Origin of the sequence: Erysipelothrix sp. strain 2 (EsS2-7-Brazil) (genome assembly GCF_016617655.1) — a bacterium.
GTDB classification, from domain to species: domain Bacteria; phylum Bacillota_I; class Bacilli_A; order Erysipelotrichales; family Erysipelotrichaceae; genus Erysipelothrix; species Erysipelothrix piscisicarius.
Genome location: NZ_SCFT01000002.1, coordinates 164,366 through 175,449 on the forward strand (window position 1 = coordinate 164,366; position 11,084 = coordinate 175,449).

The 11,084-nt window shown below is 37.1% G+C and carries 11 protein-coding genes; 2 read left to right on the forward strand and 9 right to left on the reverse strand.

Going from position 1 to position 11,084, the window contains the following annotated elements; all coding sequences use genetic code 11:
- Positions 1-114 precede the first annotated feature (114 nt).
- From tgt to EPJ90_RS01815, 3 genes are all read right to left on the reverse strand, one after another.
- Positions 115-1,266, reverse strand: a complete 1,152-nt coding sequence (tgt, locus tag EPJ90_RS01805) for a tRNA guanosine(34) transglycosylase Tgt (RefSeq protein WP_200542503.1) — start codon at positions 1,264-1,266, stop codon at positions 115-117.
- A 17-nt stretch (positions 1,267-1,283) separates the two neighbouring features.
- Complete coding sequence (gene typA, locus EPJ90_RS01810) at positions 1,284-3,095, reverse strand: translational GTPase TypA (protein ID WP_161637575.1); 1,812 nt, start codon at positions 3,093-3,095, stop codon at positions 1,284-1,286.
- 152 nt (positions 3,096-3,247) lie between these two features.
- Positions 3,248-4,189 (reverse strand): L-lactate dehydrogenase, encoded by a 942-nt coding sequence (locus EPJ90_RS01815; RefSeq protein ID WP_161637576.1) that lies wholly within the window; start codon positions 4,187-4,189, stop codon positions 3,248-3,250.
- Between the two features lie 96 nt (positions 4,190-4,285).
- Here EPJ90_RS01815 and EPJ90_RS01820 point away from each other — a divergent pair, with 96 nt between their 5' ends.
- On the forward strand, positions 4,286-5,518 hold the full coding sequence (locus EPJ90_RS01820; RefSeq protein ID WP_161637577.1) for a hydroxymethylglutaryl-CoA reductase, degradative: 1,233 nt from the start codon (positions 4,286-4,288) through the stop codon (positions 5,516-5,518).
- Between the two features lie 28 nt (positions 5,519-5,546).
- On the opposite strand, the gene EPJ90_RS01825 is transcribed toward EPJ90_RS01820, so the two are convergent.
- The 5 genes from EPJ90_RS01825 to EPJ90_RS01845 all read right to left on the reverse strand — a co-directional run bounded on the left by EPJ90_RS01825 (position 5,547) and on the right by EPJ90_RS01845 (position 9,499).
- On the reverse strand, positions 5,547-6,158 hold the full coding sequence (locus tag EPJ90_RS01825) for a flavin reductase family protein (RefSeq protein ID WP_161637578.1): 612 nt from the start codon (positions 6,156-6,158) through the stop codon (positions 5,547-5,549).
- Positions 6,148-6,741, reverse strand: a complete 594-nt coding sequence (locus EPJ90_RS01830; protein ID WP_161637579.1) for an alpha/beta hydrolase — start codon at positions 6,739-6,741, stop codon at positions 6,148-6,150. Before EPJ90_RS01830 ends, EPJ90_RS01825 begins: the two co-directional genes overlap by 11 nt.
- A complete protein-coding gene (locus tag EPJ90_RS01835) occupies positions 6,731-7,156 on the reverse strand; it encodes a MarR family winged helix-turn-helix transcriptional regulator (RefSeq protein WP_161637580.1) in 426 nt (141 codons plus the stop codon). The genes EPJ90_RS01830 and EPJ90_RS01835 overlap by 11 nt, the downstream gene beginning before the upstream one ends.
- On the reverse strand, positions 7,156-8,142 hold the full coding sequence (locus EPJ90_RS01840; RefSeq protein ID WP_161637581.1) for a ring-cleaving dioxygenase: 987 nt from the start codon (positions 8,140-8,142) through the stop codon (positions 7,156-7,158). The genes EPJ90_RS01835 and EPJ90_RS01840 overlap by 1 nt, the downstream gene beginning before the upstream one ends.
- Positions 8,143-8,239: 97 nt before the next feature.
- On the reverse strand, positions 8,240-9,499 hold the full coding sequence (locus EPJ90_RS01845) for an HdeD family acid-resistance protein (protein WP_161637582.1): 1,260 nt from the start codon (positions 9,497-9,499) through the stop codon (positions 8,240-8,242).
- 254 nt (positions 9,500-9,753) lie between these two features.
- Here EPJ90_RS01845 and mutY point away from each other — a divergent pair, with 254 nt between their 5' ends.
- Positions 9,754-10,737, forward strand: coding sequence for an A/G-specific adenine glycosylase (mutY, locus tag EPJ90_RS01850; protein ID WP_125164895.1), 984 nt, complete (start codon positions 9,754-9,756; stop codon positions 10,735-10,737).
- Between the two features lie 57 nt (positions 10,738-10,794).
- Here mutY and EPJ90_RS01855 read toward each other — a convergent pair.
- Positions 10,795-11,084 (reverse strand): integrase core domain-containing protein (locus EPJ90_RS01855; RefSeq protein ID WP_200542504.1); only part of this gene is annotated, 290 nt, incomplete at its 5' end.

Consider the following 11,084-nt stretch of genomic DNA (forward strand, 5'->3'; position numbering starts at 1 on the left):
ATCGTATTACATCTTCACTATTTTACCATAAAGACCGTGCTCTGACACGATTTTGTGCAATTCACAAAATTGCATAAAAAAACTTGATTCGAATGAACCAAGTTTTTAGTTTGATTACCATCCTGGATGGTCATCGCCTGTAATTCCATAACTTTCATAAACTTGATCACGAAGTTCAAGCAATCGATCTTCTTTAATGGCTTCACGGATATCTTCCATGAGTTTTAATAAGAATCGCAAATTATGAATGGATAAGAGTCGCATACCAAAACCTTCATTACAACGAATTAAATGTCGTAAATAGGATTTCGTATAATTTTGACAGCATTCGCAATCACAGTTTTCATCAAGTGGCGAAAAATCATACTCCCACTTTTTATTTTTAATATTAACACGACCGGTTGAGGTCATTGCAGTACCATGTCGAGCAATTCGTGTAGGCAATACGCAGTCAAACATATCAACACCGCGCAATACACCTTCAAATATCGCATCAACACTTCCGACACCCATTAAATAACGGGGTTTATCTTCCGGTAAGAAATCAATGGTGTGGTCAATCATTTGCCACATAACATCTTTGGGTTCACCAACACTTGTTCCCCCAATTGAATAACCTGGGAAATCCATTGCAACTAATTCTTTGGCACAATGTTCACGAAGGTCTGCATACTTACCACCTTGAACAATACCAAATAACGCTTGCGTCTCGGGATTTTGATGTGCTGCTTTACCACGAGCAGCCCAACGAATTGTGCGCTCAACCGAATTTTTCATATACTCATAGGTTGCAGGATAGGGAGGACATTCATCAAAACTCATCATAATGTCTGGCCCTAATGCATTTTGAACCTGAATTGCTTTTTCTGGTGTTAAGAACAGTTTTTCACCACTAAGATGGCTTCTAAACTCAACACCCTCTTCAGAAATTGTACGAATCTTACCCAGTGAAAACACTTGGAATCCGCCACTATCTGTTAGAATGGGTCCATTATAATTCATAAATTTATGAAGTCCACCTGCTTGGCGAACTACTTCTTCACCCGGTCTTAGCCAGAGATGGTATGTGTTGCTTAGAATCACTTGAGATCCTATATTTCGTAAATCTTCTGGTGAGAGAAATTTCACACTTGCAAGGGTCCCTACTGGCATAAACATTGGTGTTTCTACTGTTCCATGGTGCGTTTCAATAGTTGTAAGACGCGCCTTGGATTCATTTGATTTTTTAATTAAAGTCAACTTCAATGGTTTATTACCTAAACTCATATTATCGATCTCCTTGATTAATCAATATCTGAACGTCCTGCTCGTTTACGATCGATTGCTTTTAAATAACGTTTGCGTAATCGTAGGAAGTTCGGTGTTACTTCAACAAGTTCATCATCACGAATGAACTCGAGAGCATATTCAAGTGTCAATGGAATCGGTGGTGTTAGCTTCATCGCTTCATCACGTCCTGAACTACGAACAGCTGTTGCTTTTTTATTTTTTGTTGGATTCACATCCATATCAGTATCACGAGCTGCAATACCTAAAATCATTCCTTCATAAACATCTGTTTGTGCGCCAATAAAGAATTGACCACGTTCTTGAAGGTTGAAGATTGAGTATGTCATTGATTTACCTGTTTCAGTTGAAACCATTGAACCATTTGAACGTTGTGAAATTGCACCCTTCATAGGTTCATATCCATGGAATTGACGAATCATCGTTCCTTCACCATGAGTCATATTAATAAAGTCACCACGGAAACCAATCAGACCACGTGTTGGAACATTCCAGAATTGTTTTACCATTCCACGATCTTCTTCCATATTTGTGAGTTCACCTTGTCGTAAACTAATTTGGCTGATCATTGTTCCTGAATATTTTTCTGGCACTTCAACAATAACTTCTTCAATCGGTTCACATTTACGTCCATCAATTTCTTGTGTAATAACACGAGGTTTACTGATTGCAAGCTCATAGCCTTCACGACGCATGTTTTCAATTAAGATTGATAAGTGAAGTTCTCCACGACCTGAAACTTTAAATGAGTCTGCGGATTCCGTTGCTTCAACACGTAACCCCACATTCACTTCAAGTTCTTTTTCAAGACGTTCTTTAATATTACGTGATGTAACATATTTACCATCTTTTCCTGCAAATGGCGAAGCATTAACCATGAAGTTCATGGATAGTGTTGGTTCTTCAATAACAATTGGAGGCAATGGTTCAACATGATTGACATCACATAACGTATTACCAATTGAAATATCATCAATACCTGAAACAAGTACAATATCTCCAGCATAAGCTACATCTGTTTCGACACGTTTTAACCCATCATATGTAAAGATTTTAGAAATATTCTGACGTTTCGTACTTCCATCATTGTCCGCTACAACGACTGCTTGTCCACGTTTAACTTGACCCTTCGTAATACGGCCAATTCCTAAACGTCCAACATACTCATCGTATGCAAGTGAAGAAATTTGGAATTGTAATGGATCGTTGTCATAATCTGGGTAAAGTGGTGTGTGTTCCACAATTGTATCAAACAACGGTTTAATGTTTGTTCCTTCTTCTTCAAGTGTCTTCTGAACAATATATTTTTTCGCAATACCATAAAGAATTGGGAATTCTAATTGTTCATCCGTAGCATCGAGGTCCATAAAGAGTTCATAAACTTCCTCGATTACTTCTTCAACACGACGATCTGGCTTATCAATTTTATTAATTAATAAGATTGGTTTCAGACCGGCTTCAAGTGATTTTTTAAGTACAAAGCGTGTTTGTGGCATAGGGCCTTCTGCACTATCCACAAGGAGAATAACTGTATCTACGGTTTTAATGATACGCTCGACTTCACTTGAGAAGTCGGCGTGACCTGGTGTATCAACAATATTAATTTTGATGTCACCATAATTTACACTACAGTTTTTGGAATAGATTGTGATACCACGTTCACGTTCGATATCATCGCTGTCCATAACTTGATCTAGAACAACTTGATTTTCATGGAAAACACCAGCTGATTTAAGCATTGCATCAACTAATGTAGATTTTCCCGCATCAACGTGCGCGATAACTGCTATATTTATAATTTTTTTCATATACATCGTCTCTTTTCCTATAACTGTATCATTATACATGAATTGAACATGAAATGACAGAAAATGCACTCTTCATGCTCATTTTTTGCGTATAAGTTCACTTAAACGCTTACATAAAAACACCATGTTAACGATAAACATGGTGTTCATTATTATAAATTAGATTGTGAAACAATCTCTCTTAACATCTCTGCAGATTCTTGGAGTGCTTCAACCTCATTGGAACTGTACGGAACTTCAATAACATGCTTAACACCCGTTCGTCCAACAACTGTTGGGACAGAAATATAAACATCTTCAATACCATATGCTCCGTTTTGAAGGCTTGAAACGGTTAAAATCGAATTCTCATCACGTAAAATCGCATTCACAATACGCGTTATCGCAAGTGCTACGGCATAGTTTGTATAACCTTTACGATCAATAATTTCATAAGCAGCAGTCTTCACATCGTGTGTAACTTTTTGACGTGTTTCTTCCGTAAACTCAATCCCCACATTCTCACAGTATTGATCAATGGTTAGCCCCGCTACAGTCGTTAAGGACCACGTAGCAATTTCACTATCACCGTGTTCTCCAATAATATTTGCGTGAATATTTCGTGCATCCACTTCAAATTTATTCGCTAACATCGATTGGAAACGTGCTGTATCTAAAACCGTTCCCGAACCAATTACGCGCTCTGCTGGAAAACCAGAAAGTTTATAAGTAATATGTGTCAAAATATCGACCGGGTTTGAAACCACAAGTAAAATTGCGTCTGGATTATACTTCACGATATTTGGAACTAATTCTTCATAAATTTTAATGTTACGATTCACAAGATCAATCCGTGTTTCTCCTGGTTTTTGTGCCAGTCCAGCTGTAATAATTACAATATCGGAGCCCTGAGTCTCTGGATAATCCCCAGCAATTATTTTAACTGGAGAAACAAACACACGACCTTGGTCTAAGTCCATTGCCTCACCTTGAGCTTTTTCTTTGTTAATATCAACGATTACGATTTCAGATGCAATATTGCTGTTCATTAACGCAAAAGCTGTTGTCGAACCTACAAAACCTGCACCAATAATAGAAACTTTATTTGTTTTCATCATATCACTCCTTTTTTTATATAATACCACACCTCTCAATTCTACTTGGCATATATAATCAAATTCGGTATGATATTTATAAAAGGAGTGCTCATTATGTACAATAAATTTTATAAAAGGACGATAACAGAACGCCGTAATGTTTTGGAAAATCAAAACCGTTATGACGATGATCTCGATATTCCACTCAGTTCGGAAATTTATGATCATATGATTGAAAATGCAATCACAACTTATGAAATTCCAATGGGTTGTGCTCCAAATTTTTTGATAAATAATCAAGACTATGTGATTCCTATGGTGACCGAAGAACCCTCTGTAATTGCAGCTGCAAGTAATGCCGCCAAAATTATGCAATGTAATGGTGGCATTCATGCTCGTATTTATAAACGCAATATGATCGGACAAATTGCATTCGCAAATCCTCAAAGGCAAACAGAAATGATACAATATTTGGAAGATAATCGTGATCGATTATTTACAATTGCTCGTGATGCTTATCCTTCAATTGTGCAGCGAGGCGGTGGTTTGCGTCACATTCATACCGCGTATATAAATAAACCCAATAAGACACCTTTTTTGATTGTTTATTGTACCATTGACACGCAAGAAGCAATGGGCGCAAACATGATGAACACAATCTTAGAGGCAATCGGTAATCATCTTGAGTCTGTTTTTGATGAACATCCGTTGATGTCCATCCTTTCAAACCTTGCAACGGAATGTCTGGCTGAGGCCCGTGTCGTTATTGATCCAAAAACGCTTCGTTATCCAGACGATATTGCACTTCGCATTCAACAAGCAAGTCATCTTGCTGAAGTTGATCCTTACCGGGCTACAACACACAACAAAGGCATTATGAATGGTATTGATGCCGTTGTAGTCGCAACCGGAAATGATTGGCGTGCCATTGAAGCAGCGGTTCATAGTTATGCATCAATGAGTGGAAGTTATCAACCCCTTGCAACATGGAATATAAATTCGGACAATATGATTGAAGGCATTATTAAACTTCCGCTTCCAATTGGTACCGTTGGAGGTTCTATTGCAATTCACCCCAAAGCTCAATTAAGCCGGAAAATTTTAGGATATAAAAATGCAGAAGAACTGATGATGATTCTTGCCTCTGTCGGTTTAGCACAAAACTTTGCTGCACTTTATGCCCTTACAACCGTAGGAATTCAAAGTGGACATATGAAACTTCAAGCGAAATCGCTCGCTTTAGCTGTTGGTTGTCCATCCGAAGATGTTGAACGTCTTGTATCGAAATTACTTCAAGAACCGAAATTAAATCAGGACGTTGCGAAAAAATTACTGCAAGAACTTTAAGAAAAGAAGCTCAATTGTGAGCTTCTTTTTAAATAGGACGTTTTAAGGTAAAAACTGGCTTCAATGCTGCGAATTGATTTCCCGCTAGACGAGCAATCGGACCAAGTTTATTTACATCAAGATACCCCTGCTTCCGATCAAAAATTGAATCATCAAAATCTAAATGGATTACTTTAAGTAAAAACAGATCTGTACATACACCCCTTGCATCTTTTATTTCTTGATGACTAAATAATTCTGTTTCAAGTTTAATTTTTGTATCTTTAAGACTTGGAGTCTCAATCATCACACTTGATTGTGTTTCGAGATTAAGCTTTGTTACTTCACTTTCACCATAAGATAGAATCATCGAACTCTCATTCATTGCTTCCGCATTCTCGTAATTTGCAATATGAACCACGCACTCGCGTGTTTGTAAGAGATTCTTACTGGTATCTTTAAGCTCTCCGTTATTCCGATTAATTGCAACGGAAACAATTGGAACTTCGGTTGAAACAAGACTAAAAAAACTGAATGGTGCAAGGTTGATTGAAGCATCGGTGTTTCGGGTTGTAATCCATGCAATAGGACGTGGAACGACACTGCCTGTTAAAAATTTATAACGCTCTTTCGCACTTAAATCTTGTGTTTTAAATTTCATAAAAATCTCGGGCTTGTTTAATTTCTTCTGGAATTAATTGATGGCCATGGTGCGTGTGAAAGTGTGTTGTGAAAATGTTAGATGCGTTCAGTTTTTCAATCATCAATTCAATATCTTGAACATCAGTATACGGATCCCCTTCACCACTGGTTATCAATACTCGGGTTGGTAAATTTTGTGGAAATGGAATCGTGGGTTGTACATGCATTGGATGAAATAACAGTGCATTTTTAAAGAGCGTAAAATTCATTTTTAGTAAGTTTAACGTAATATTCGCACCATTTGAATATCCTACAACGGAAACGCACTCTAATGATCGATCATAATTTTTAAGTAATTTTAGAATCTCATTTCTTAAATTCGTTGTTTCCTGTTCCAAACTTTCGAGATCGAATGTTTTCATATCGATACGTCTGAAATATCGATTCATTCCATCTTCCACAATATTCCCTCGAATGCCGATATATGTAGCTTCTGGATCGATATAACGTGCAATCTGAAACATATCCTCTTCCGTTCCACCCGTTCCATGTAAACCTATAATCGTCCGCTCTGAAGTTCCTGGTATCATCTTATGAATCATACAATCCCTCTTTCCCTATTTTTTTAAGAAGTGTTTGTAATGTCGCCTCTTCCTCGGGCGAAAGTCTGTCGAAACATTTTCGCATTTCCTGTTCATGCGTTCGATAGATAATTTCGATTTCTGAAAGTCCCTTATTGCTTAACATAACATAGTTTATTCTTCGATCACGTTCGTCTTTCAAGCGCATAACGAGACCTTTCTTTTCTAATTGATCCACAACATATGTCATACTACTGCCTGGCACAAGTACGGTATCACAAAGAGCCTGAGTCGTGAGCTTTCCTTTATGATAGAGTGCTTCTAGAGCTTGAAACTCGTTCACATTAATATCAAAATCCTTAATACTCTCCTTAACGTGATCTAAGATAGTCTGATGTGTTCGGAAAAGTATGGTAAGTGTTTTAAGCGATGACATTAAAACACCTCTTTCTTGAATTCACGCGTACTGCGTACAGTATCAAAATTTTTAATTTGTGATTCAATATAGTCACGTTTTGGACGAAGACGTGGTGGTAATGTTAACATCTCTCCCAGAACTTCATACGATTCTTCGTCATCAATAAACCCTGGACCATCTGTTGCGAGCTCGAAAAGGATATTTGGAAGAATGCGGATATATAGTGAACCAAAATAAAATCGCTCAACATAACCCGAACTTGGAATCCCCATTTCCGATAACTCACGATACCATTTCATCAAATCTTCTTTCTCATCAACTCTAAAAGCAACATGATGCACCCCACCATAACCTTGAACGGCATTTCCTTGCGTTAAATTCTCGCGGACGATAATTGATCCACCATTGCCGCCATCGCCCATCTCATAAAGCGTTAAGGTATCCTCGGTCTTCATCTTTCGCATCCCAAATACTGTTGAAAGAACTTGATGCGTTAATTCAAGATTAGAAACATCCATAAACATCGGTCCAAGCCCTGTAATTGCATAAGCATCAGGAACTGGTCCTTTATACCATGGCTCTCCGGAAGGAATTCCTATATTTGTTTCATCTGAAACTAAAGCATAGCGTTGACCATCAAAATCTTCGAACGTGATTGCTTTTTTACCAAAGAACATTTGGTCTGATTCAAATGGAATTTCATAGTTGGTAAAGCGTTTCTCCCAGTAAGAAAGCGCATCATCCGACGCAACTCTAAAACTCGTTCTTGATAACTCATTCGTTCCCCGTTGGGATTTAGAAATATTTGGAAAATCAAAAAAAGTCATATTTGTCCCGGGATTGCCTCGGTCGTCTGCAAAATATAAATGATAGGTATGAATGTCATCTTGATTAATATTTTTCTTAACAAGTCGCATTCCTAATATATATGTATAAAATTTATAAATCTCTTCAGCACTGCTTGTAATTGCAGTAACATGGTGTAATCCTTTTAACTGTTTCATAACTACCTCCTGGTTGTAGTACCATATTATTTCGAATTCGAAATAATATCAATGATAATGCCCAGGTAATAATAAAAAATGAACCCCTAAGGGTTCATTAAACTTCTTTTTTGCGATATATTTCTCTCTTCACAACGATTGATCCTGGCTTATTGAGTAGATTATCAAGATAATCATAATAAGCACCCGGTGTAATAACACCACTCATTTGAAAAAGTTTCATACCCGTCGATTGAATAACATAATCCGCAATTAAGACACAGTTTGTGGTAAAAACATTATAGGTCTTAAATTCACCTTCTTTAAACTTATAATAATCAACAGAAGCTCCCGCATCAATCAAATTCGTAAGATGATGTTCTTTTTTAGTATCCAAATTATAGGGCCACTTAAAATAGTATGCAGACTTAAACAACCCATCCAAACGCTTTTCAACGAATTCACGTTGTTCCGTTGACAACTCACAAATAAATCGAAAAACAGTTGTATCGTCATCCACCGCATACTGAACATAATCAACTTCGCTACCCACAATCATAACACCATCGCCATATGCCATAGACTTAGCACGATTAAATGGATCATGTGCACCATAAGAATAAATAACACCGTTATATCCAATATCTAAATGACCCATACGATTATAACCATGATCTTTCGCATAGATATAGATCGAGATATAGTTTCCTTCTGTCTTCACAACCTTATCGATAACGGCATCGGGATTGCTTTGAACTAACTTACGGGTCTCTTTTACAAGAAAATATGGATTCATTGCGGCTAGAAAAACCGGTGCCGATAAACGAACACTTGTTTGATGGCGCCATAAAACGCGAGCCGAAGATAGAATCGATACGATACCAAAAAAGATTACATAAGCACCAATTTGAATATTCATTAAAAATCGATTTGAGACGCCTCGTGTCAATAACACAATCCCCATAACCAAAGACACAATCGACGCAAAGAGCTTGAAGAGTTTATTTTTTTGCTTTTCATGAATTGCGACATAAAACTCAAGACCATGAACCACCGCGTTAAACAGAGCCCAAATACCAAAAAACAATGCCATAATTTCGATATAAAGGGCTTCTTTATATATAATTAAACCAAGAAAAACACCCGAACCGAGCGCAATAAGTGCATCTGATATACTGCGATTCTTTACAGATCGATATAAGAATAGTACAAATGTTGCAGCTAACATGGCCACAAACATCCAATAGATTAATGACCATAAAATTTTATCTCTAAATATAAATAAAACACCAACTATGACTGTAAAAACACCTAATAGAAGTTGGAAGATCAACGTTATCTTATCTTTTTTAGAAAGCGATTTAGTATAAGTTTCCATAATTGTCCTCTTCACATTTTTTCCCACGTTTATTATACCATTTATTCTTGATTTCCGCCCTGATTCCGTATATCATATAAGTAACAACTTGGAAAATAATGTAAGTTGTTACCGCAATTCATTGTCTCTCTTGAAATTTACTTCATGATTTCCTTCTTAACCACTTATGAAGTAAATGATAATGAAACGCACTATCTCTCTAAGAAAAGAGCACCGAGCTCTTTTCTTTTTATGTTATCGTGTATACTATCATTATGAACTTTACAGAACGACTCATGGGCTGGTATCACGAACATAAACGTGAATTACCATTTAGATCTCAAAAAGATCCTTATAAAATATGGGTAAGCGAAATCATGGCCCAACAAACACAAATCGCTACCATGATCCCCTACTACGATCGCTGGATTCAACGATATCCGAATGTGGAAAGCCTCGCTAAGGCTGAGATTGATGAAGTCTTAAAAATGTGGGAAGGCCTTGGTTATTATCGACGTGCACGAAATCTCCATGCAGGAGCGCAATTCGTTATGGAACATTACCAAGGTAAACTTCCAGCTGATAAGAAAGAACTCATGAAAATTCCCGGAATCGGTGATTATACCTCTAGTGCCATCGCCTCAATTGCTTTCAGTCTTCCTGAAATTGCAATCGATGGAAACGTAAAGCGTGTAATGGCACGATATCTTAACTATACCGAAAATGTCAATACACGGGCGTGTCATAAGTATTTTGAAGCCTTTCTGAAGGAAGAGTTACTCCTAAACGGGGCTGACCCCAGCGATTTCACGCAAGCCCTTATGGAACTTGGAGCACTTGTTTGTACCCCAAGTAATACGACATGCGAAGGCTGTCCATTTAAAGAAATGTGTGCTTGTTATCGTGGAGAATGTGTGGGTACAATACCCTTCATCCCAAAAGCGAAACCCGTTCCAATTTATGAAAAATCCGTTATTATTTTTACCAAGGATGATAAAATTTTAATTTCTGATGATCATGAAGATGGGCTTATGGAAGGACTGTTACGATTACCTCAAATTGATGGGGTAATGGATTTGAATCCTGTGCTCACTTTGAAGCATAAGTTTTCCCATTTACAGTGGAATATTTCTGTTTTTATCGTTGAGAATATCCAAGACGTAAATCAAAATTGGTACTTTGTTCCACTCGAAGAATTAAAGAATCTAGCAATTATTACAGCTCATAAAAAAATACTCAAAAAACTAAACTTATTATAAAGAAAAGAACACTCATCGATGTGGAGTTGTCAAACAAAAGTAGACATTAATAAAAGACTAGAAACCCTTATCCATTTTATATTGGATAGGGGTTTTGTAATTTAAACAGTAAGCAGGTCTTTCAAAATTAAAATAATGTACATATGCTTCGATATAATTTTCAAAGTTATCTACGGACCAGTATTGATAATCACACGCCATTTCTGCTTTAATCCATCCCTTTAATGATTCGATAATTGGATTATCTGTAGGTGTTCCAGCTCGCGACATAGATCTAATTATGTTATAATTTTCATGCGCTTTAGCGAAAGCTTTAGAGTGGTAGACAGCTCCTTGATCTGTGTGAA

Coding starts and splice junctions, on each gene's coding strand:
- tgt (WP_200542503.1), bottom strand. CDS start 1,266: ATGAGTTTAGGTAATAAACCATTGAAGTTGACTTTAATTAAAAAATCA.
- typA (WP_161637575.1), bottom strand. CDS start 3,095: ATGAAAAAAATTATAAATATAGCAGTTATCGCGCACGTTGATGCGGGA.
- EPJ90_RS01815 (WP_161637576.1), bottom strand. CDS start 4,189: ATGAAAACAAATAAAGTTTCTATTATTGGTGCAGGTTTTGTAGGTTCG.
- EPJ90_RS01820 (WP_161637577.1), top strand. CDS start 4,286: ATGTACAATAAATTTTATAAAAGGACGATAACAGAACGCCGTAATGTT.
- EPJ90_RS01825 (WP_161637578.1), bottom strand. CDS start 6,158: ATGAAATTTAAAACACAAGATTTAAGTGCGAAAGAGCGTTATAAATTT.
- EPJ90_RS01830 (WP_161637579.1), bottom strand. CDS start 6,741: ATGATTCATAAGATGATACCAGGAACTTCAGAGCGGACGATTATAGGT.
- EPJ90_RS01835 (WP_161637580.1), bottom strand. CDS start 7,156: ATGTCATCGCTTAAAACACTTACCATACTTTTCCGAACACATCAGACT.
- EPJ90_RS01840 (WP_161637581.1), bottom strand. CDS start 8,142: ATGAAACAGTTAAAAGGATTACACCATGTTACTGCAATTACAAGCAGT.
- EPJ90_RS01845 (WP_161637582.1), bottom strand. CDS start 9,499: ATGGAAACTTATACTAAATCGCTTTCTAAAAAAGATAAGATAACGTTG.
- mutY (WP_125164895.1), top strand. CDS start 9,754: ATGAACTTTACAGAACGACTCATGGGCTGGTATCACGAACATAAACGT.